Source organism: Parabacteroides sp. APC149_11_2_Y6, from assembly GCF_054506995.1.
Window position 1 is genome coordinate 362373 of record NZ_CP173709.1, and the last position, 22491, is coordinate 384863.

22 protein-coding genes and 1 tRNA gene are annotated in these 22491 nt (G+C 40.4%); 12 read left to right on the forward strand and 11 right to left on the reverse strand.

Going from position 1 to position 22491, the window contains the following annotated elements; all coding sequences use genetic code 11:
• Positions 1 to 44: 44 nt before the first annotated feature.
• The 8 genes from ACGE0T_RS01505 to ACGE0T_RS01540 all read right to left on the reverse strand — a co-directional run bounded on the left by ACGE0T_RS01505 (position 45) and on the right by ACGE0T_RS01540 (position 5234).
• Complete coding sequence (locus ACGE0T_RS01505; protein ID WP_459188796.1) at positions 45 to 512, reverse strand: ExbD/TolR family protein; 468 nt, start codon at positions 510 to 512, stop codon at positions 45 to 47.
• Positions 512 to 1105, reverse strand: coding sequence for an ExbD/TolR family protein (locus tag ACGE0T_RS01510; protein WP_459188797.1), 594 nt, complete (start codon positions 1103 to 1105; stop codon positions 512 to 514). The genes ACGE0T_RS01505 and ACGE0T_RS01510 overlap by 1 nt, the downstream gene beginning before the upstream one ends.
• A gap of 35 nt (positions 1106 to 1140) precedes the next feature.
• Entirely contained in the window at positions 1141 to 1614 is a 474-nt protein-coding gene (locus ACGE0T_RS01515) for a hypothetical protein (RefSeq protein ID WP_459188798.1), read from the reverse strand.
• A gap of 9 nt (positions 1615 to 1623) precedes the next feature.
• Positions 1624 to 2370, reverse strand: coding sequence for a MotA/TolQ/ExbB proton channel family protein (locus tag ACGE0T_RS01520; protein ID WP_459188799.1), 747 nt, complete (start codon positions 2368 to 2370; stop codon positions 1624 to 1626).
• Between the two features lie 85 nt (positions 2371 to 2455).
• Positions 2456 to 2543 (reverse strand) — tRNA-Ser (locus tag ACGE0T_RS01525).
• 150 nt (positions 2544 to 2693) lie between these two features.
• Positions 2694 to 3479 (reverse strand): TatD family hydrolase, encoded by a 786-nt coding sequence (locus ACGE0T_RS01530; RefSeq protein ID WP_459188800.1) that lies wholly within the window; start codon positions 3477 to 3479, stop codon positions 2694 to 2696.
• Position 3480: 1 nt separating this feature from the next.
• Positions 3481 to 4455: a polyprenyl synthetase family protein gene (locus ACGE0T_RS01535; RefSeq protein WP_459188801.1), complete on the reverse strand. Its 975-nt coding sequence runs from the start codon at positions 4453 to 4455 to the stop codon at positions 3481 to 3483.
• An 89-nt stretch (positions 4456 to 4544) separates the two neighbouring features.
• The gene (locus ACGE0T_RS01540) at positions 4545 to 5234 is read right to left on the reverse strand and encodes an energy transducer TonB (protein ID WP_459188802.1); all 690 of its coding nucleotides are present in this window, start codon (positions 5232 to 5234) and stop codon (positions 4545 to 4547) included.
• Between the two features lie 288 nt (positions 5235 to 5522).
• Between ACGE0T_RS01540 and cmk the strand changes: the two genes are divergently transcribed.
• The 4 genes from cmk to ACGE0T_RS01560 all read left to right on the forward strand — a co-directional run bounded on the left by cmk (position 5523) and on the right by ACGE0T_RS01560 (position 8933).
• Positions 5523 to 6212: a (d)CMP kinase gene (gene cmk, locus ACGE0T_RS01545; RefSeq protein ID WP_459188803.1), complete on the forward strand. Its 690-nt coding sequence runs from the start codon at positions 5523 to 5525 to the stop codon at positions 6210 to 6212.
• 3 nt (positions 6213 to 6215) lie between these two features.
• Positions 6216 to 7088, forward strand: a complete 873-nt coding sequence (locus ACGE0T_RS01550; protein ID WP_459188804.1) for a 4-hydroxy-3-methylbut-2-enyl diphosphate reductase — start codon at positions 6216 to 6218, stop codon at positions 7086 to 7088.
• Positions 7089 to 7281: 193 nt separating this feature from the next.
• Positions 7282 to 8262 carry a 6-phosphofructokinase gene (pfkA, locus tag ACGE0T_RS01555; RefSeq protein WP_459188805.1) on the forward strand — a complete coding sequence of 327 codons (981 nt, stop codon included), beginning with the start codon at positions 7282 to 7284 and terminating at the stop codon, positions 8260 to 8262.
• Positions 8263 to 8429: 167 nt separating this feature from the next.
• Positions 8430 to 8933 carry a DUF4251 domain-containing protein gene (locus ACGE0T_RS01560; RefSeq protein ID WP_459188806.1) on the forward strand — a complete coding sequence of 168 codons (504 nt, stop codon included), beginning with the start codon at positions 8430 to 8432 and terminating at the stop codon, positions 8931 to 8933.
• On the opposite strand, the gene ACGE0T_RS01565 is transcribed toward ACGE0T_RS01560, so the two are convergent.
• Entirely contained in the window at positions 8911 to 9849 is a 939-nt protein-coding gene (locus ACGE0T_RS01565; RefSeq protein WP_459188807.1) for a TIGR01212 family radical SAM protein, read from the reverse strand. The two genes, ACGE0T_RS01560 and ACGE0T_RS01565, sit on opposite strands and share 23 nt — an antisense overlap.
• 191 nt (positions 9850 to 10040) lie before the next feature.
• Between ACGE0T_RS01565 and ACGE0T_RS01570 the strand changes: the two genes are divergently transcribed.
• The 3 genes from ACGE0T_RS01570 (at position 10041) to ACGE0T_RS01580 (ending at position 14249) form a co-directional block, all read left to right on the forward strand.
• The gene (locus ACGE0T_RS01570; protein WP_459188808.1) at positions 10041 to 12215 is read left to right on the forward strand and encodes a S9 family peptidase; all 2175 of its coding nucleotides are present in this window, start codon (positions 10041 to 10043) and stop codon (positions 12213 to 12215) included.
• Positions 12215 to 13060, forward strand: a complete 846-nt coding sequence (lipA, locus tag ACGE0T_RS01575; protein ID WP_459188809.1) for a lipoyl synthase — start codon at positions 12215 to 12217, stop codon at positions 13058 to 13060. The genes ACGE0T_RS01570 and lipA overlap by 1 nt, the downstream gene beginning before the upstream one ends.
• Positions 13061 to 13124: 64 nt before the next feature.
• Positions 13125 to 14249, forward strand: a complete 1125-nt coding sequence (locus ACGE0T_RS01580; protein WP_459188810.1) for a hypothetical protein — start codon at positions 13125 to 13127, stop codon at positions 14247 to 14249.
• 22 nt (positions 14250 to 14271) lie between these two features.
• Here the strand turns inward: ACGE0T_RS01580 and ACGE0T_RS01585 are convergent, their stop codons facing one another.
• Complete coding sequence (locus tag ACGE0T_RS01585) at positions 14272 to 14766, reverse strand: metallophosphoesterase family protein (RefSeq protein ID WP_459188811.1); 495 nt, start codon at positions 14764 to 14766, stop codon at positions 14272 to 14274.
• A 57-nt stretch (positions 14767 to 14823) separates the two neighbouring features.
• Here ACGE0T_RS01585 and ACGE0T_RS01590 point away from each other — a divergent pair, with 57 nt between their 5' ends.
• Both ACGE0T_RS01590 and ACGE0T_RS01595 read left to right on the forward strand, forming a co-directional pair.
• Positions 14824 to 16908 (forward strand): RNA degradosome polyphosphate kinase, encoded by a 2085-nt coding sequence (locus ACGE0T_RS01590; protein WP_459188812.1) that lies wholly within the window; start codon positions 14824 to 14826, stop codon positions 16906 to 16908.
• A gap of 154 nt (positions 16909 to 17062) precedes the next feature.
• A complete protein-coding gene (locus tag ACGE0T_RS01595) occupies positions 17063 to 18217 on the forward strand; it encodes an OmpA family protein (RefSeq protein WP_459188813.1) in 1155 nt (384 codons plus the stop codon).
• Between the two features lie 87 nt (positions 18218 to 18304).
• Here ACGE0T_RS01595 and ACGE0T_RS01600 read toward each other — a convergent pair whose 3' ends face one another.
• Entirely contained in the window at positions 18305 to 19690 is a 1386-nt protein-coding gene (locus ACGE0T_RS01600) for a methyltransferase RsmF C-terminal domain-like protein (RefSeq protein WP_459188814.1), read from the reverse strand.
• 217 nt (positions 19691 to 19907) lie between these two features.
• Here ACGE0T_RS01600 and ACGE0T_RS01605 point away from each other — a divergent pair, with 217 nt between their 5' ends.
• The 3 genes from ACGE0T_RS01605 to ACGE0T_RS01615 all read left to right on the forward strand — a co-directional run bounded on the left by ACGE0T_RS01605 (position 19908) and on the right by ACGE0T_RS01615 (position 22473).
• A complete protein-coding gene (locus ACGE0T_RS01605) occupies positions 19908 to 20366 on the forward strand; it encodes a hypothetical protein (protein ID WP_459188815.1) in 459 nt (152 codons plus the stop codon).
• Positions 20367 to 20369: 3 nt separating this feature from the next.
• A complete protein-coding gene (locus tag ACGE0T_RS01610) occupies positions 20370 to 21638 on the forward strand; it encodes a hypothetical protein (RefSeq protein ID WP_459188816.1) in 1269 nt (422 codons plus the stop codon).
• A gap of 130 nt (positions 21639 to 21768) precedes the next feature.
• Positions 21769 to 22473, forward strand: coding sequence for an SAM-dependent methyltransferase (locus tag ACGE0T_RS01615; protein ID WP_459188817.1), 705 nt, complete (start codon positions 21769 to 21771; stop codon positions 22471 to 22473).
• Positions 22474 to 22491 lie beyond the last annotated feature (18 nt).

Consider the following 22491-nt stretch of genomic DNA (forward strand, 5'->3'; position numbering starts at 1 on the left):
GGCGGGATCTAAAATCCCGCCTTTTTTAGTAAGTATTTCTCCGGTTAATCAACACGTTGACGTGCAGAATAACTGATCTTCAATGCGTATGCTTCACGAAGAGCCTGTTTTACGTCCGTAATAATACCCATCTTAGTTTCTTTATCAGCTTTGATAGATACAGTCATGAACGGCTGGTCTTCTTCTTTCATACTGGACTTTTCCTGAGCGATGTAATCCTGAATTTCTGATATTTCAGCGAAATTATCATTCAACTGCAAACGAGTTTCAGAACCCATCTTAGCTCTCATTTCCTGAGTCGGTTTACCTACATAGATGAATGTAACCAATGATTTCTTTTCCAACTTCTGAAGTTCAGTTGCTTCCGGAGCACGAAATTCTACTTTCAAAGTTACTTCACGCATTGTTGTAACCATCATGATGAAGAACAAGAAGGCGAACACCAAGTCAGGTAATGAAGAGGTATTTAATTCGGGCATTTCCCTTCCGCCCGCTTTACTAAACTTTCCCATTACTTTTTATCTCCTCCATAATTTTTAGGTTCTGCTTCTGATATCTTCTGCGGATAAATCATCTGCACAGCCTTTTGTTGTTCATCATTCAAATCAGCAAATGCCTTTCCGAATTTTTCTTTAGAAACATCATCTCTCAGTTCGTTATAAGCCTTAGCCAATTCGTTCTGAACGCTGATGTATGACTGGTATTCAGTACCACGGTCATTCTGTAAAGAAATTACGTGATTCTTAGTAACCATTCTTTTTCCGTAAAAAGGAACGTCTACTTCAACCTTTTCAGGTTTATGTTCGTCGTTATAAGGATTTTCAATAAAATCTTTAACCTTATCTTTCAATTGCTTGATGTCGGTGTATTCTCCACCGCAAGAGATTTGGTTACTACTGTTGATCAGTACAACCAGCATATTTCTCTTTTTAACATCAATTTCTTCATTCTTTTTCTGGTCTTTAGGTACAGGAGGCGGCAAACGTCTAGCCAAACCTTTATCTGTGTCCATTGATGTAGTAATAAGGAAGAAGATAAGCAACATGAAAGCAATATCGGCTGAAGAAGTCGCGTTCATAGCGGGTACTTTTCTCTTTTTTCCCATATAGCTTCTTGTTTTATCGATTCGTTATTACTAGATTATTTACCTAAAGCTTTTTTTACAGTTCCTGCAATAACAGCAATGACGATCAAAAAGAACAATACGATTGTTGAGTTGATCCACATATCTGTTACTTTCAGCCAAAATGAAGTATTGTAACTCTGAGAATCAGCATTTAATCCCTGTAAAGGAGTGCCATCACCCATAGAATAAGTAACAAACAGCATGACTGCGAATAAGGCTACTACACCCAGTGACATAAGGGCTGATTTAGGATTAGACTTCAGCACTGTAACAAATTGCCATAATGCGAAGGCTATCATACAAACGACTGTAACAACAAAGATTACATATGTCCAGTCAAGCAAGAGTCCTGTATTTACATACTCTTTATTTTCAGCAGAAGGATCTACGACCCCTCCTCCGAAGAACATACCCAGAACTATGATGGTAATGATAGATGTTACCAATAATGTCCAGCTGGATATTTTTCTTATCTTAGTAACTGCCATAATTCTAAACTATTTTTTGAATTTAAGGTTGTATTTGATAACCAAATCAAGCAATGTAATAGAAGCGTCTTCCATCTGGTTCAGGATAGCTTCCAGTTTGCTCAACAAATAGTTATAGAATATCTGAAGAAGTAATGCTACGATCAAACCACCTACAGTTGTGATCAAGGCCACTTTCATACCACCTGCTACAACCGTCGGGCTGATATCACCAACCTGTTCGATTTTATCGAACGCCATAACCATACCTACTACAGTACCCAAGAATCCCAGAGACGGTGCCATAGCGATAAACAATGTAATCCATGACATGTTCTTTTCCAAAAGACCACCCTGAACACCACCGTAAGAAATGATAGATTTTTCAACCACGTCCAAACCCTGGTCAATTCTCATTAAACCTTGATAAGCGATAGAAGCGATAGGACCTCTTGTGTCGCGAGCGATAGCTTTTGCACCTTCTACATCCCCTTTATCCAAAGCATCTTCTATACCAGACAATAATTTTTTAGTGTTAGTTTCTGCTAAGTTAAGATAAATAATTCTTTCAAGACAGAATGCCAAACCTAAGATCAAAGCGATAGCAATTGTACTCATGAAGTCGGCACCACCTTCGATGAACTTAACTTTCAAAGCTTGGTACAGACCACTTTCAACAACTTGTCCCGCTCCAGCGGCAGCGTCCTGTGCGAATGCTACAGAAGAGATTCCAAGGGCACATAAACCCATGAATGTTTTTGCAAAATACTTTTTCATTGTGTGTTTAATTTTTAAGATTAATAATTCTCTTATTTATTTTATTTTTTGTTATTAATAATATCCATGGTATCAATTGAATATGCGGAGAAAGCGGGATTCGAACCCGCGAAACCCTTTAGGGGTTTACACGCTTTCCAGGCGTGCCTCTTCAACCACTCGAGCATCTCTCCAAAAATCAATCTTAGTCTCCTCTAAAACGAGTGCAAAATACGAAAAAAATCGCATATGCAAACGTTTCAGTGCACAAATCTATAGTTTTTGCCCGACATATGCACAATATCTGGCGCAATAAATTCTACCATACTTAAGAAATTCTTAAACTACATGGGTTTATTGACCTTTTTGAACAAATTCAAGGCGTTATTGCGAGTTTTTTTTACTGTTTCTTCGAGTGCCAATCCGTATGTTTCAGCTACCTTTTCGGCTGTTTTCCAAATGTAGGTCGGTTCATTCCTTTTTCCTCTGTAAGGCACGGGAGCTAAGTAAGGTGCATCAGTCTCTAAAACAATTTTATGTATACCGGTATATCGGATTGTTTCGGATAATTTGGAATTTTTAAATGTAATCACTCCGTTTATACCGATTTTGAAATTTTCCAGTTTGTCTATTTCTTTTAAATCTTCTTCAGTTCCGGTGAAGCTATGGAATACCCCTTTTAAATCGGGTGAATAAACTTTATAAATAGAGTCAAAAACTTCAGCAAAAGCATCCCGGGTATGGATAGCGACCGGAAGGTCCAAGGCAATACTCCATTTCAACTGTTCTTCAAATACAATTTTTTGCTCTTTCAAGTAGGTTTTATCCCAATATAAATCGATACCGATTTCACCAATTCCGCAGTAGGACCTTTTATCTAGGTAAGACTCGATCTGTTTAAGTTGTTCCGTATAGTGTCCGTCCACACTGGTCGGATGCAGTCCCATCATCGGATAGGCAAAATCTGGATAACGGTCGCAAAGATTATGCATTCTTTCAACTGTAGTAAGGTCTACATTCGGAAGAAGCAGGGTATCTATACCGGATTCTTTGGCTTTGATTACCAATTCATCCTGTTCTGGATCGAAATCCTCCAAGTACAGATGGTTATGTGTATCTATGAGTTTCATTTCAGGATTGCCGGTTCATTAAATGAGAGCAGACCTCTTTCAATATATTCAGTTTTTCCGGTTTCACCTGCAATGCTTGAATATGTTCCATTGCACAATTGTAATAATTCTGCATTTTGGCTTCGGAAACCGATTTGAGATTCAATTCGTTATAAATGGCTGTAACAGCTTTGATTTTCTCTTCAGGATTGAATGTCTTTTTGCCGATCCAGGTATCCAGTTCCGTTCTTTGAGACGGATTTGCCATTTTTAATGCATTGATCAGCATAAATGTTTTTTTGTTGCATAATATGTCACCACCTATATTTTTGCCGAAAGTAGCGGTGTTCCCGTAAACATCCAGTAGATCGTCCTGTAGCTGGAAGGCTAGCCCGATATTGATACCAAACTGGTATAGATGTTCTGCATCATCTCTGGAAGCCTCTGCAAGGATTGCACCCATTTTTAATGCGCATGCCAGTAAAACTGCCGTTTTTAGACGGATCATTTCAATGTATTCTTCTTCCGTTACATCGGAACGTGTTTCGAATTCCATATCGTATTGTTGTCCGCCGCAAATTTCAAGTGCAGTAACGGTGAACAGGTCCAAAGCTTCTTTTAATGCATTAGCTTGTGTTTCTCCGATTAGCTGATAGGCAACAATGAGCATAGCATCACCGGATAGGATCGCTGTATTGTCGTTCCATACTTTATGAACTGTCGGTTTGTTTCTTCTTTTATCCGCTTCATCCATCAGGTCATCGTGGAGAAGGGTGAAGTTGTGAAATACTTCCAATCCCAATGCAGGCTTTAATGCTTTTTCGACATCGTCTTTGTATAGGTTATAAGCCATTAAAACTAATGCCGGACGGATCCTTTTTCCCCCTAAAGAGAGAATATATTCAATGGGGTCGTACAAGCTTTTGGGAGGGCAAGTAAATTGAAGCTGGGCAATTTCATGTTCAAGCTTCTGTAAAATCTCATTAAAAGATAACATAGGATTGATTGTATAAATGGAAATAAAAATGGGATAAATAAAAAAAGGCTGCTAATGAAAACAGCCTTTTTATAAATATTTACATGTTATTATTGTAATCTGAATGTTACAGGCACAGTATATTTAACACGTACCGGTTTACCTCTTTGTTTTCCAGGACTCCATTTAGGCATGGTGTTGATCACACGAAGAGCTTCTTTGTCCAGTGATGGGTCTACACCACGGATAACTTCTGCATCAACAATGGAACCGTCTTTATTTACCACGAAAGTACAGGTTACACGACCTTGGATACCGTTTTCCTGTGCAATAACCGGATATTTGATGGATTTGGCAAGGTATTGCAACAAAGCTCCTTGTCCACCCGGGAATTCCGGCATTGTTTCTACTACGGTAAAGATCTGTTGTGAGGATTCTTCTTCTTCTTCAACTACTGCTGGAGGAGTATAAGTCTGAGCCTGTGCAGCCGCCTGGTCATCTTCAGAAGAGAGGATGTCTACATCGTCCAATTGCACATTATCGTCTACTACGTTTAATACTTCGGCAGCAGCCGGTGCTGGAGGAGGTGGAGGAGGTGGAGGAGTGTTCTCCTGTCTTGTAATTTCCACTTCTTCTTCCGCGATGATGTCAGCAACGCCGTCGTCGGTGACAACTTTAATATCACGGTTGCTCCATTCGAAGCCTACGAACAGGATTGCAAGACCCACAATAACTCCCATTAGGAGGCTGGTGAGCTTACCTTTTTCCAGGTCCGCTTTTGGTGATTTCTTAATTTCCATATATTATAATGTTATAAAAATGTGTTTCCCAATGCCGCAAAAATACGAATTATTTTCAATCTCATCCTATGGCAGTGAAAAAATACGTACTTTTTTTTACTTTTTTTGTTGTTATGTGAAGAATATAAGGATATGCAGACTTTTTCATGGCTTTTAATTTCTTTGTTCTGATTACTTGGCGTAATTTTTTGTAGAATTTCCTTTATATCACGCAAAAACGTATAGACTAATATGGTTTGTGTGGTATATTTGCAGGAAAATGATGTTTTATATTAAGAGAAAATCAGAATGAAAAAGATTATAATTGCAATAGATGGCGTTTCGTCGACAGGAAAAAGTACGATGGCGAAAGATTTAGCAAAGGAACTTAGTTATACTTATATCGATACGGGAGCTATGTATCGGGCTGTTACATTATATTGCATACAACATGATTTCTTTAAAAACGGGCAAATTGATGAAGATAAGCTGAAAATGGCGATAGGGGATATTCGTATCTCTTTCCAATTTAATGCGGAAACCGGACGTCCGGATACTTATTTGAATGGTGTGAAAGTCGAAAAGGAAATCCGCGGTATGGAGGTTGCCAATTGGGTGAGTCCCGTGGCTGCATTGGGTTTTGTCCGTCAGGCTATGGTTGCACAGCAGCAGGAAATGGGAAAATCCAAAGGGATAGTAATGGACGGGCGAGATATCGGGACCGTGGTGTTTCCTGATGCTGAACTTAAAATTTATGTAACAGCAAGCCCTGAAGTCCGTGCCCAGCGTCGACTGGATGAGTTAAAAGCAAAAGGGGATACAGTTTCTTTCGAAGAGGTATTAGAGAATGTGAAAAAGCGTGATTATATAGATATGAATCGCGAAGAAAGTCCGCTTCGTAAAGCAGATGATGCGTTGGAATTGGATAATTCCCATATGACAATACCTGAACAAAAAGCATGGCTTTTAGAACAATATAAGAGAGTTGTTTTTGATTAGATTATGATGGAAATAGAAATAGATAAGGGTTCTGGTTTTTGTTTCGGTGTGGTTACTGCTATCGAAAGTGCCGAACGTGAACTGAAAAGTACGGATGCATTATATTGCCTGGGTGATATCGTACATAATAGTCTTGAGGTAGAACGTCTGGAAGCTTCAGGGTTGCGTACCATCGGTCATAAGGAATTAGCTCAACTCCGAAATGAAAAAGTATTGCTTCGTGCTCATGGGGAACCTCCTTCCACATATGAGATAGCAAAGCGGAATAATATAACGATTGTAGATGCGACCTGTCCGGTCGTCTTGCAATTACAAAGAAAGATACATAAATGGTATGAGTCGACCCGTGACAGCAATACTCAAGTAGTTATTTATGGGAAAAAAGGTCATGCAGAGGTTAACGGATTGGTAGGCCAAACGGAAGGTACTGCTATCGTGATAGAGAAAATAGAAGATTTGAGCAAGTTGGACTTTAATCGGAATATCTGTCTGTTTTCCCAAACAACCAAGTCGTTGGAAGGTTTCAGGGCGGTCGTTGCAGAGATACAAAAGCGGATAACAGATGGTATAAAATTTGAATATTTTGATACAATCTGTCGCCAGGTAGCAAGCCGTTTACCCAATATTCAGGCATTTGCTTTGAAACATGATTGGATTTATTTTGTGGCAGGGAAGAAAAGTTCCAATGGAAAGATGCTTTTTGATATTTGCCGGAAGACAAATCCAAATAGTATTTTTATTTCAGACGTGGAAGAAATAACAGAGCCTTTGCCTCCGGGAGTTAAAAGTGTCGGAGTATGTGGAGCGACCTCTACACCCAAATGGTTGATGGAAAAAGTTGCAGTGCGTATACGGGAACTGAATGCATTATCATAATTATGATTTTTCAAAACCATAGTTATGAATTGGGAAAATGATAACTATGAAATATTTTGAAGATGGATACATTTAGTTTTAATACTGCCTTTACTTATGACGAACTGTTGAATATTATGTGAAGTTCTGATAAAAAAGGAATACGTTGACAAATAATTATTACATTTGCTTCGAAAATAAAATTTAGACCGTTATGTCTGCAGTTAAATGTATTGGTATATTGACTTCCGGAGGTGATGCTCCGGGAATGAACGCAGCTATTCGCGCGGTGACGCGTTCTGCTATTTATAACGGGATGTCCGTAAAAGGGATTTACCGTGGTTATAAAGGTTTAATCACTAATGAGATTGAGGAATTTAAGACTCAGAATGTAAGTAATATAATCCAGCGTGGCGGAACAATTCTGAAAACGGCACGTTCCATGGAATTTAAAACTCCGGAAGGCCGCAAACAGGCACACGATAGATTGGTAGAGCATGGTATCGATGCATTGGTTGCCATAGGTGGTGACGGGACATTGACCGGTGCGCGTATTTTTGCCCAGGAGTTTAATATCCCTATTGTAGGACTTCCCGGAACAATCGACAACGACCTGTTTGGCACGGATGTTACGATTGGTTATGATACGGCCTTGAACACCATTATGGAATGTGTGGATAAAATCCGTGATACGGCGACTTCACACGACCGTCTTTTCTTTATAGAAGTAATGGGACGTGATGCCGGTTTCCTTGCCTTGAACGGAGCGATCGCTTCCGGTGCTGAAGCAGCTATTATTCCTGAAATCTCGATGGAAAAAGACCAGTTGGCAGAAATGATAGAGAATGGTTTCCGCAAATCCAAAAACAGCAGTATCGTGTTGGTAGCCGAAAGCGAAGTTACCGGTGGTGCTATGGGGGTTGCCGAACGTGTGAAAAAAGAATATCCTCAGTTCGATGTCCGTGTATCCATTCTTGGTCACTTGCAGCGCGGTGGTTCTCCTACGGCGCAGGATCGTATTCTTGCTACCCGTATGGGAGTTGCAGCAATCGATGCTCTGTTGGATGACCAGCGTAATGTAATGATGGGCATTCAGGATGATAAAATCGTTTATGTGCCTTTCTCAAAAGCAATTAAGAACGATAAGCCGATAAACCGTGATTTATTGGATACATTGCGAGTATCTTCTATTTGATTTGAAGTAGAATTGTTTATTTATAGGGGCTTGATTCTGTACTATATCAGAGTCAAGCTTTTTTTGTGTTAAATTAACAGCTTTCGTGTCAACATTTCTGCCCTTAGATGCGTCTTATTAATATAGAAGTAGATATTAGTATTGTAAGTGTTTAGTTTTAAGATTATATGAAGAACGTCAGATTATTAATTCTAATGGGTATTGTCCTTCTATTTGGAGGGCAATCCCTTTTTGCTCAGAATAATAAGAGCGGAAAAGAGCAATTGGGAGCGGAAGTAAAAGAGATGATAGATAGTAAGCAATTCACTATTGATGTGAATCGTGCCTTGCCGATGGGTGGCAACTCGGTCAACCTGACCAGCAGCTATTCATTTGAGTTGAAGGGCGATTCTGCAATCTCTTACCTGCCTTATTACGGAAGGGCATATTCGGTTCCTTATGGTGGTGGAGACGGGTTACGTTTTGAAAAACCAATTGCAGAGTACGAATGTACTTACGACAAAAAAGGAGTTGCAAATATCAAGTTTGTTACCCGGACTGATGATGACCGGTACCGTTTCAGTATACAGATATACCCGGGTGGTTCCGCTTACATCAATGTTTCACCGACGAATAAGCAGAGCATTTCTTTTCAGGGCGAGTTAGCTCCTAAGAAAGAAGAGAAGAAGTGAATAAGCGTCCTTGTCGGGCGTTCCTTTCGAAAATGCGCTTGTTTACCTTGGCAGTGAACTCGTAATTCTTAAGCCCCCAGTCCGGTGCTATCAGCAACTCTTTGGGGGATTGCGATACAAACCTCTCTACCACAATGGAGGGGTTTAATCGTTCTATAAAGTCAATAACTAATTCAATATATTCATCTGCCGTGTAAAGATGGAACCATTCCGGGTGCTCTGTCTGCTCTTTTGCCATACGGGTGTTCTTTATCAGTTGCAACTGATGCAGTTTTAATGTAGTTAGAGGCAAAGTGGATAATATGTCTGCATGGTGTAATATTTCTTCGCGGCTTTCTCCCGGAAGGCCTAAGATAAGATGGGCACCGGTATAAATACCCTTTCCGGCTGTCCGCCGGATAGCATCTTCCGATTCAGCATGTGTATGCCCTCTGTTAATGCGTTCCAATGTACGGTCGAGTGTGCTTTCTAATCCGTATTCTATCAGAACGAATTTCTTCTCGGCCAGCTTGGCGAAATAATCCAATAAATCGTCAGGCATGCAGTCCGGGCGGGTACCTACTATCAAACCGGCAATATCCTGATAAGAGAGGGCTTCTTCATATTTGGCAATGAGCTTTTCAAGTTCATCATACGTATTAGTGTACGCCTGGAAGTATGCAAGATATTTCATGTCCGGATATTTTTGGGAGAAGAAACGGACGCCTTCTTCCAGTTGCTCCGTTACGCTTTTCTCCGTATGGCAATATTCGGGGCTGAATGTCTGGTTATTGCAATAGGTGCATCCGCCAAAGCCTTTCGTACCGTCCCGGTTGGGGCAGGTAAAGCCGGCATTGATTGATATTTTCTGGACTTTAAAAGGAAACAGTTCTTTTAAAAAGTTCCCGAAATCCCGGTATGGTTTGTTGTTTTGCATATATGCAAAGGTAATTTATAATGGTTAAAGCCCAAGGTGTGGTGGTTAATAATTTGATAAAATGCTATGTGTCTTCCTGTAAACTACACAAATATCCTTTAATAGTAAGCATATTGCTACTGAATAAAGCAAGAAAATACTACCTTTGTATCCTATTCAACACAGAAGTATTAAGATAAATAAAAGTATACATGAGACGATTGGGGTTTGGTGTTTTGCTTTCGTGTTTGCTGGTTGGCGGTCTTTCCGCTCAGAACGGAAGTAAACGTGTTAATTTAAAGGAGATAACAGACGGGCAATTCCGTCAGGTGACAGATGTTGGCGAGATGCGTTCTTTACCGGATGGCGAGCATTATACAGCCATGAATAAAGAGCGGAATATGATTATCAAGTATTCTTACCGTACCGGAAATCCTGTAGATACATTGTTTAATGCCTCCAAAGCACGTGAATGTACGTTTGATGATTTCGAAGGGTATGAAATCAGCAGTACCGGGCATCATATTCTGGTGTGGCGCGATACGGAACCTATCTACCGCCGTTCATTTAAAGCAAATGTATATGATTATGATGTACGTCGTAATTATGTAAAACCGATATCCGATTCCAAAAGTAAACAGATGATACCGACGTTCTCGCCGGACGGGCGTATGTGTGCTTATGTGGCAGACAATAATATCTGGATACGTAAGTTCGATTATGACACGGAAGTCCAGGTCACTAAAGATGGGGAATTGAATAAGATATTAAACGGTATTACGGACTGGGTATATGAAGAAGAATTTGCCGTAACCAACCTGATGTCATGGTCACCAGACAGTGAATATCTGGCATTTGTACGCTTCGATGAGTCGGAAGTGCCCGTATATCATATGCAAACGTTTGGCAGTGGGTTGTATCCAGGATTTTATGATTATAAATATCCGAAAGCCGGTCAGAAAAACTCGGCGGTAACCCTACATTCGTATAGTGTTGCAACTAAAGATACCAAAACATTGAAGATACCTTCCCCGGAAGATTGTTATATCCCGAGAATCGTATTTACCAATAATCCGGACCAGTTGGCTGTAATGACATTGAACCGTCACCAGAATATATTCAATATGTATTATGCAAATCCGAAGAGCGGTGTATTCCGTTTAATTCTTCGTGATGAAAATAAAGCATATATTGAACCGGATTGGTTGAACTCTATCCATTTTACAAATTCCGGATTTACTTATGTGAGTGAGCAGGATGGGTATTCCCATGTATACCTGTATTCTCCGACAGGAGTAATGCAGCGTCAGGTAACTAAGGGTAACTGGGATGTGACGAATTTATTGGGCTACGATGAGGCGACAAAAACTGTTTATTATGAATCAGCTGAAGAGAGCCCGATGCGTCGTGCTATCTACAAAATAGATGCTAAAGGCGTAAAAACGAAGCTTTCTAAGCAGGAAGGAACGAACAATGCCACATTTAGCAGCAATTTCGCTTATTATGTAAATAATTATTCGAATGCCAATACTCCGGTAAAGATTACGGTAAATGAAACCAAATCGAATAAAGTATTACGGGTATTACAGGATAATGCCCGTTTGATAGAAAAGTTGGCTGGTTATTCATATGGGAAAAAAGAGTTTTTTACTGTTCATACGGCATCAGATATCGAACTGAATGCATGGATTGTTAAACCTGCCAATTTTGACCCGTCTAAAAAGTATCCGGTGCTGATGGTGCAATATAGTGGCCCTAATTCACAACAGGTATTGGATAAATATGGATTTGATTGGGAACATTATCTGGCAGCTAATGGCATCTTGGTCGTTAGTGTGGACGGTCGTGGTACCGGTGCACGTGGAGAAGCTTTCCGTAAATGTACTTATCTGCGGATGGGAGACCTCGAATCCAGAGACCAGGTGGAAGCGGCACAGGCATTGGGTAAATTACCCTATGTAGACAAAAACAATATTGCTATCTGGGGATGGAGTTTCGGTGGATATAACACATTAATGGCTTTAAGTGTAGGCAACGGCACTTTTAAGGCAGGTATTGCCGTCGCACCGCCGACCGATTGGAAATATTATGATTCGGTATATACGGAACGTTATATGCGTACTCCGCAGGAAAACTTTGAAGGGTATGCAGCAACCTCTCCGATTCGCCTGGCAAAGAATTTACAGGGAGAATTGCTGATTGTTCATGGAACTGCCGATGATAATGTTCATTTCCAACAGACAATGGATTATGTAGCTTCACTGGTTGAGGCTAACAAACAATATCAAATGTTGGTTTATAAGGACAAGAATCACAGTATCTACGGTGGCAATACCCGCTATCATTTATATACTGCAATGTCTAATTTCTTATTTAAAAATTTATAATGTCAGAACACTTGAGAAAGCCGGATTGGCTGAAAATCCGGCTTGGTGGTAATGAGCAGTTTACAAAGACGAAAAGTATTGTAGAGTCTCATTGCCTGCATACAATATGTACCAGTGGAAAATGCCCGAATATGGGTGAATGCTGGAGCCGGGGAACGGCAACATTTATGATTGGGGGTGATATATGTACACGCTCATGCCGTTTTTGTAATACATTAACGGGTAAGCCGCTTCCATTGGACCCCAAGGAGCCGGCGAATGTGGCAGAAAGTATCCGTCTGATGAATTTGAAACATGCAGTAATCACTTCTGTAGACAGGGATGATTTGCCGGATTTGGGTGCACAGCACTGGGTGGATACGATCCGTTCCATAAAAGAAGTAAATCCGGGAACAACAGTGGAAGTCCTGATTCCTGATTTTCAGGGGCGGCTGGAACTGGTGGATAAAGTAGTAAATGCCGCACCGGAAATTATTTCGCATAATATGGAAACGGTTCGCCGTATTACACCTTTAGTTCGTAGTGCAGCAAAATACGATGTTAGCCTATCGGTTTTGAAACGTATCGCGGAAGGTGGTGTTACTGCCAAAACCGGTATCATGGTCGGTTTGGGGGAAACTCCGGAAGAAGTACATGAACTAATGGATGATGTATTGGCAGCAGGAGTATCGGTATTGACTATCGGACAGTATTTACAACCCAGCCGGAAAAATATTCCGGTATCTGCATATATTACGCCTGAACAGTTTGAAATCTATAGAATAGAAGCATTGGAGAAAGGGTTTAAGAAAGTGGAAAGCGCCCCTTTGGTTCGCTCATCCTATCATGCGGAGAAACATGTATAAATTAGGTAAGAACATTTCCCTCTTATGTATTGTTATGTAGTAAAGGGAAAAACGGGGAATGGAAATGAATAAAGTTAAAAGAAGCCTGGATAATCAAGCCGTGGGGCTGGTGCCATTGCTGCTTTTTATGTTTCTGGATAATTATATCTCTTATTTATTATCCTTTATCATCGGAGTAGCATTTTGTTTCGTTTGTATTTTTTTATTTCAGGTGTTGAAGAAGGACAAGGTCTATCAGTTTTTGTTGTTGCCGTCGGCTGCAACATTAGTGCTCTATTCTATATTTTTGTGTCTTCGGCTCGAACCGGTATTATTTATATACTCTCCGTTGATTACGGAAGTATTGCTGGTTTTTGTGTTGGCTATTTTGGGATTTGCCAAAAGGAGTGTTTTGCGGGCTATCCGGACATCCGAACATCCGAACTACAAGCGTACTTTGATGCGTACAACGTTAAATGAATTTTTCTTTGTCGCGCAGTTGGTGCAGAATCTCTATACTCTTCATCTATTTATTATATTGGTATATAGTATTTTGCCGGAAACAATGCAAAGTGTCCGTATGGACCGCTTTTTGTATAGGGAATTGGGTGTCTTGATCGGTTTGCTTCTTATTATATATGAACAGATACGTATTTATATGATGAGAGGCAGTCTGCGGAAGGAGATGTGGTTGCCTGTTTTAAATGACGGAGGAAAAGTGATAGGATGCATAGCACGTTCGGTAAGCCGTTCTCTGCCTAAAAAATATTATCATCCTGTAGTACGCATCGCTGTGGTTTATGAAGGGAAACTGTATCTGGTAAAGCGTAACAAGGCTGCTTTTGTATCGCCGGATATGATAGACTATCCTTTTACAAGTTATGTCCTGTTTCGTCATACATTAGAAAGTACGGTACGTGAGGCTATAGGCGATCCGGATGGAAAGAAAGAGGTAAATCCCCGGTTTCTGGTCCGGTATACATTCGAGAATGAAAAGGTAAAACATCTGGTTAGCCTTTATGTAATCTGTATTCGTACGGAAGAAGATATGGAGCGCTTTAAACAGCCGGAAGGAAAATTGTGGACTTCAAAGCAGATAGAGGAAAATATGGATTCCGGTATTTTTAGTGAGTATTTTGAGCAGGAATTTCCTTATCTCCAAAATACAATATTACTTGCTGAGAATTTCTGCTGTGTGGATTGTTCTTAGAAATAAATACCGGAAAATGCGCCTATCTGTGTCCTAATTCAATAACCTCCAGGTCCTTTATCTGTTGTCCGTCGATAACAAAACGTAGCAAGGTACGGACCTGGTGGAATCCGCTTTTTCCTGCTGCTCCCGGATTCATATATAAGCAATTCAGGCTCCTGTCATAACAAACTTTCAGTATATGTGAATGTCCCGCTATGAAAAGATTGGGACGTGTATTATACAGGTCTTCCCTGATTGCCGGATTATAACGTCCCGGATAACCTCCTATATGTGCCATCATAACCTCTACCTCTTCCACTTTGAAATGGGCAATCTCCGGATATTGGATACGGAGGGATTGTCCGTCGATATTTCCATATACGGCGCGAAGCGGTTTCAGTGCTGCTAATTTGGCTGCAACCAAGTCGGAACCGATATCTCCGGCATGCCATATTTCGTCACATGTTGAAAAGTATTCCGCATATTTATCATCCCACCAGGCGTGGGTATCCGAAAGAAGTCCTATTTTAAGCATAACAATTTTTTTATTCTGCAAAAGTATTTATATTTACGCACCTAAGTGAAAAATACGATGAATAATTCGCATAAATACTTTAAGCGTGATATAAGTTGGCTCTCCTTTAATTATCGTGTTCTGCTGGAAGCTGAAGATGATACATTGCCTGTGTACGAACGGATAAAATTCCTTTCTATCTATTCATCAAATCTTGAAGAGTTTTATGAAATACGGGTGGCTGAGCATCGTGGAGTCATTATGAAAAAGAATTATACCGACGAGAGTGGGGCGGAGGCGGAACAAACTTTGGCCGAAATAACCCATGAGGTGAACCGGCAACAAAGGGAATATTATCGTATTTTTTCAGAAAAAGTTTTACCGGAATTAAACCGGCAGAATATTTATCTTTATCAGGATAGTGCACCGGAACCATTCCATGAAGAGTTTGTCCGTAATTATTTTAATGAAGAGATTTTTCCTTTCCTTTCTCCCGTGATGATACAGGCGGGCGATATCCGGACTTTCATACGCGATCGCCGCCTATATCTGGTTATTCGCATGATAAAGAAAAGCAAACACTTGTCGGAACCCGGTTTTGTCCCGGAATATCATTATGCATTGATGAAGATACCTTATGCGAAGGTGCCTCGTTTTATCGAGCTGCCGCCTCATGAAGGTAAGTTTTATATTATGTTTATAGATGATATGATACGTGCCAACTTATCCAGCGTTTTTCCGGGGTATATAGTCAAAGGTTGCTACAGTATAAAAATATCCAGGGATGCTGATATCTATTTAGACGATGAGAAGCGTGAAAATATTGTGGAGAATATCCGCAAGAAGGTAAAGAAGCGGAAAATAGGCGCACTCAGCCGTTTCATGTATGATAGCTCCATGCCGGAAGATTTTCTTGCTTTTGTATGCAGTGCATTCGGCATTACATCGGACGATTTGGTGTTGGGGGGAAGATATAATAATTTGCAGGACTTGATAAAATTGCCAAATCCGAAAGGAAAGGAATTGGAACGTCCTGTACCTTCACCGATGCGTATTCCGTATCTGGATGAAATGGGTTCCATGTTCCGTGCCATAAAGAAAAGGGATGTATTCCTGCATTTCCCTTATCATTCGTTTGACTATTTACTTCGTTTGCTGATGGAGGCAGCTTTCGATCCGAAGGTGGCTGAAATAAAGATTACCCAATATCGTGTAGCAGAAAATTCAGCAGTTATTAATACACTTGTCAGCGCTGCCCAAAATGGAAAGAAAGTAACGGTTTTCGTGGAGTTGAAAGCCCGTTTTGACGAAGAAAATAATATGAGTACGGCAGAGCGGATGGAACAGGCTGGTATACGGATTATTTACAGTATTCCGGGCTTAAAGGTACATGCCAAAGTAGCTGTTATACTTCGTAAAGATACGGAAGAGGGGGCAAAGCGGCGTGATTTTGCATATCTCAGCACCGGCAATTTTAATGAGAAGACTGCGCGTATTTATTCGGATATGGCACTTCTTACTTCAAATGCTGAAATAATAACAGATATAAACAAAGTGTTTGCCGTATTGGAAGGAAAGATGTCGGAGCCGACATTCCATCATCTGTTAGTTGCCCGTTTCAACATGGTACCGGAACTGATTCGCATGATACGCCGGGAAATCGAACATGTAAAAGCAGGAAAGAAAGGACGTATCATTCTGAAGATGAACGGACTTCACGATCAGAATATGATAGAAGAATTATATAATGCCAGTGAGAACGGAGTGGAAATAGATTTGATTGTACGAGGTATTTGTTGTCTGGTACCGGATCAGCCTTATAGTGCCAATATCCGTATTACCCGTATTGTGGATATGTTTCTGGAGCATTCCCGTATCTGGTATTTTTATAATGACGGAGCGGAAGATTTATATCTGACTTCTGCCGACTGGATGAGGCGCAACCTGAGCCGGCGCATTGAAACGGCATTTCCTATTCTTGTTCCGGAGATCAAACAGGATATTGTCCATATTCTGAACCTGCAATTGCAGGATAATGTGAAAGCTTGCCGGATAGACGAGAACCTGCATAATAATTTCAAATCTGATAATAATCCTGTAAAAGTACGTGCCCAGTTGGAAATTTATGAATATTTGAAGAAGAAAACGGAGGCTATAAAGTGATTTGGTTTTCAGTAAGTTAATTTAGTTAAGGCTTGTGTGCATTTATTTTGTCCTTTTTAGAAAGAGAATGTCATTGTTAAGAAATAGATAAAAATGTTTTTTTGTTTGTTGGAAAACCATATCTTTGCGCCCGTTTAAAATAGAGATATATAAAATGAGGAAAATTTTAGCTTTAGTAGCTCTATGTATTGTTACATGGACAACTACAAGTGCCCAGGAATTAATTAAGGGCAGCAAGTTTACAGACAATTGGTCTGTTGGTATCAACGCAGGTGCAGTATCTCCTTTAAGTGTCCACACTTCTTTTTTCAAGGACATGCGTACTACAATGGGGGTTGAAGTAAGCAAGCAATTGACACCGGTGTTCGGTTTAGGTTTACAAGGTATGTGGAGTGTTAACACAAGTTCAAGTAGTACAGCTTTTGACCATTCAAATGTAAGTGTCCTCGGTAGAGTAAATATGAACAACTTGATTTGTGGCTATAAAGGTGCTCCCCGTTTATTCGAGGTAGAAACTGTGTTGGGTGCAGGTTGGCTTCATTCTTATGTAAATGGTATTGGCGATGGTAACTTCATTTCCAGTAAATTCGGTTTCAATTTCAACTTCAATTTGGGTGAGCAGAAAGCATGGACTGTTGCTTTTAAACCTGCTTTCTTATACAAATTAGAGGATGACAGACATGTCGGTGGTTATTTTAACTCTAACAATGGTGCAGTGGAATTATTAGCCGGAGTTACTTATCACTTTAAAGGCAGTAATGGTTCTCGCTACATGACATTAGGCAGAGAGTACGATCAGGCTGAAGTTGATGGATTAAACGGTAAGATTAATTCATTGCGTTCAGAACTGGATCAAGAAAAAAACAACGTAAATGCTGCCAACGATAGAATCAATGAACTGGAAGCTGCATTGAACGACTGTCGTAACCGTGAGCCGGAAGTGAAAACTGTGACAACAACTGTAACAAAGACGAGCCAGACCCTGGAATCTGTCGTTACTTTTGGTCAGGGAAGAACTACTGTAGATGCATCACAGTTGCCTAACGTAGAACGTATTGCTACTTATATGAAGAGCCATCCGGAATCTACTGTTTCCATCAGAGGCTTTGCTTCACCGGAAGGTAATGCTGATGTAAATGCCAGAATTGCACAGCAACGTGCCGATGCGGTTAAAAATTTGTTGACGAAAAAGTATCGTATCGCAGCAACACGTATCACAGCAGAAGGCCAGGGCGTGGGTGACATGTTCTCTGAACCGGATTGGAACCGTGTCAGCATCTGTACATTAAATGAAGAAGGAACAAAATAATAGTAATCTTCTATAATTAAAAACGAATAGCCCCGGTCATGATTTAGTACCTAACCGGGGCTATTTTTATGTATATACAGTTACTTTTTATTCGAATAACCGGATGGTTTCCGGTAGATACCCACTTCGTATCCGCCATTCCTGAGGGTATAAATTGTTTGCCCGGTTTCCCAGATTTTTCACAAAGCCTAAAGGAAAACCTTTATAGCGAAGCAATACATATCCTTTTCTTGTGTTTTCGTGTAAAGGAAAGGCTTCTTTTCTCAGATATTTGATAGCATCTTCCCATTCAAGTTCTATAGAAGGAAATACATCCGGATTAAGTTCGGTACTTAAGGCAAGTCCCTGGGTTGGAACTAAATCTTTTCCTTTGAGCTCTCCAAGGCAGATACCGGAGGAGAGAACCTTTAGCCGTTCTTCACATAAGGCAAATACTTCCGGGTAAATCTTCGGATATGCCTGAATAAAATTCTCTTTCCATCCGAGCGTAAATGAATTTATATCCGAAAGAAATCCGAATGCTTCTTGGGGAATAGGAAGGGCTGTTTTCCCTTTTTCTTTTTTCCCTTTGGATTTGATACGTATTTCTTCCACTTCCCCTTCTTCTTTACGGAGGACTGCAAGAAAAAAACCTTCTCCTTTGGTTTTATGAGGAAAGAATCGATAGACCGGAAAATCGAAGCGTAAAGCTCCGGTGATTTGCCATTCGTCTTTTATAGAGACCGGCAATACTTCTGCTCCCAGTTCTTCTGTAATATAATGTATGTTTTCTTCGTCTTCTTCTGTATTGTAAGTACAAGTACTGTATATCAGTATGCCGCCTGGTTTGAGCGCATTCCATATATCATGGATGATACGGCGGCTTCGGGCGGCGCATAAATTTACATTTGCAATACTCCACTCTCCTGTGCTGTCAGTATCTTTACGGAACATTCCTTCACCGGAGCAGGGGACGTCGGTGACGATTACATCAAACATATGGGTCAGGCCTCCGATTTCTTCCGGATCGTTGTTGACAACGATATGGTTCGGATTTCCCCATTTGGCAATATTTTCCGATAAGATGTAACTGCGGCTACGAATGACTTCGTTGCTAACCAAAAGACTGTCTTTAGGAAGTAAGCTTAACAAATGGGTGGATTTTCCTCCGGGAGCTGCACATAAATCGAGACATTTCACCGGGGCAGAAACGTATTGTTGTATAGCCTGTTCTAAAAACATGGAAGATGCTTCCTGTACATAATAGGCCCCGGCATGAAACAGGGGGTCGAAAGTGAAGGACAAACGTTCAGGAAGATAATAACCTGTATGGCTCCATGCTACCGGCTTGCCATTTGCAGGAGGAATTGTCCCTTTAGCCTGGTTAATACGGACACTTACAGGCACATCTGCCTGTAAAGCTGTTTCAAATTGTTCATATTCCGAACCTAACAAGGCGCGTGTACGGGTGATAAAATCTGTAGGAAGTGCCATCTGTTTTTGTTTTCTGTCTGCAAAAATACATAATCCCGGCCTGTAAAGTTGAATAGTATAGTACAAATTTATCATTCCGGATGGTTTAAATAATGAATATCTTGATGATAATCAGGTTTTAACACGATGTTCTTATTCTTAATGTTCAAGTTTCGGAGCTTTTTTATATATTTGCGGAAACACCCGGTTTTGAATATTTATTTAAAATAACAACTATATGAAAACGAAGTTGATTTCTATTGTAGGATTGTGTCTGATGGCGATTCTTACGCTTAATGGATGTAGTAAAGATGATCCCCAGGAAAATCCGGTGAAAGTGACAATATCCGGTACCTCTTTTACTTTTGATGACAAGTACGAATTGGAAATACCTTTTCTGGTATCTCCTTCTGATTATGATGCTTCTTCTGCCGTATTGGTGTATTCGGGGAATGTTAATTTTGTTGGAAGTGGATCGATTGAAAATACTCTTTTTATGCCACCATCAGTGGCAACATCAGTAAAAAGGGATACTTCTGCTGACGGGAAATGGATTATGTCTTGTAAGTTGAAAGATGGCGTAACGGGGAAAGATTTTGCTCCGGGAGATTCTAAATTCTCATACTCTGCAACGGTTTTTTTACGTATCGATGGGGTTGATTACGGTTCGTTTGGTATTTCTGCTTCGAAAAAATAAGCAATGAAAAATCTTTTAGGTCTATTTTTATTTATAATGGTTGTCTTGGCATCCTGTACAAAAGGATTGAAAGACGATGTGGATGCTTTGCAGAAACCGGTACCGTCGGGATTGGTTCTGTTGGAAGATTCAGTCCATAAGGTGGTTAAAGGAGAGGAGTTTGAAATCTATTTCCGAATTAACCCGACCGGCATTGAATTGACAAAAGAGAATATCGAATTGGATTTTATTGAAAGCGATACGTATTTGCAATATACGCCGGAGTTTGGTGAACTGATACCAATTTCCAAAGCCTCTTATGTAACTCCTTCCGGATATTACGAATGTGTAGCATTGGAAGCCGATAAGAATGAAGCAGGAGAAGTTCTGGACGGACAGTGGGTCCTGACTGTTAAAACAAAAGGGGAAGCGAACTTTATGAATAAGTCGAGCTTTTTCCTTGTCTTGAACTATACGGATGCAACCGGACAGAAAAGGCTTATTTCTTCTTCAACAAAGGTAAATGCGCAGATTTTTCCAACGATAGATGAAGGCCTGGTTATTGGTTATTCAAAAGGACAGACCTATCGTGGTGCTGCATCTGGGGACATATTACCCTATCAGATATTGCTGGATGCCAATTATTATAAGAACGATGCCGGGAAATTCTGGGAATACGACCGGAGTTTGATAGCTCAGGTAGATGTAACTCCCGGTGAGCCTGATATATTCGCAGTAGAAAGTGGTTCGACCAGAGCTTACATCACATTAACACCTACTACCCATGATAAATGGACTACTTTTGAGCAATCGGAAGATTTTTCTGTTTCTTCGTCCGTGGGAGTAAAATTAACCGATGTGGCAGGGACAACTAAAGAGGAGGATGTGGAAATTAGTTATTATAAGTCGGAAATTGTGGAACCGCTGGTTGTATCGGCTTCTGAATTAAAGGCTAATGGAAACTTATTGCAGAAAAATCTGAAGGAATGGTTGGATAAATTAGGTATAACGGAGGATTTTAACAAGAATTTGCATCGGACTATATGGGGAAAGCGCATAGATTCTCCGGATTTGATACTTTATTTAACTATGAATATTGATGAAGATGCTAAGCCGTTGTTTAAATGTATTATGAATATTCGTGGTATAGGAATCAAACCTGGCGAAGAAACAGAAGAGGGTAAAGAGACGATGTTGTTTATGACGTGGAATACAACTCCTCAAGAAGACAATGGAAAAGGATTGTATCTTTATGATGTAAAAATTAAAGTACCGATTAAGATAGTAGAGTAACAGTTTAGAGGGTTTTTAATGGAATTGTCCAGATAAGGTTGCGTTAACAGGAATATAATCCGGTGTTGGCGCAACCTTTATTTTATGTCCTTTCCGGTAAAAGTATTACTTTTGCCGGAAACTTAATCAAATGCAAGCATCTTTATACCTTATACCGGTAACCTTGGGCGAAACCGAACATCGGAGAGTACTTCCGGAATATAACCGTGAAGTCATATTATCTATCAAGCATTTCATTGTAGAGAATGTGCGTACTGCACGCCGTTTCCTGAAAAAGACGGAACCTTCTATTGTGATAGATGAACTTACCTTTTATGAATTGAATAAACATACCTCTCCGGAAATGGTTGCCGGTTACTTGCAGCCGTTGGCAAAAGGAGAAAGTGTCGGTGTTATTTCAGAAGCCGGTTGTCCGGCAGTTGCCGACCCGGGAGCTGATGTTGTAGCTATCGCACAAAAGAAGAACTATCCGGTAGTTCCGTTGGTCGGACCTTCATCTATATTGATGTCGGTAATGGCTTCTGGTTTCAACGGACAGAGCTTTGCTTTCCACGGTTACTTGCCAATAGATGCTTCAGAGCGAACGAATGTAATAAAGAAGCTGGAGGGACGTATCTATTCGGAAAACCAGACACAGCTTTTTATAGAAACTCCTTACCGGAATAATAAGTTGGCAGAAGAATTAATTCGTACCTGCCGCCCTTCAACAAAGATGTGTATAGCTTCAAATATAACCTGTGAAGATGAATATATCCATACCCGTCCGGTGAAAGAATGGGCGGGGAAAGTGCCCGACTTGGGAAAGAAACCCACGATATTTCTGATTTACAAGTAAGAAACGAAACAGGTGACA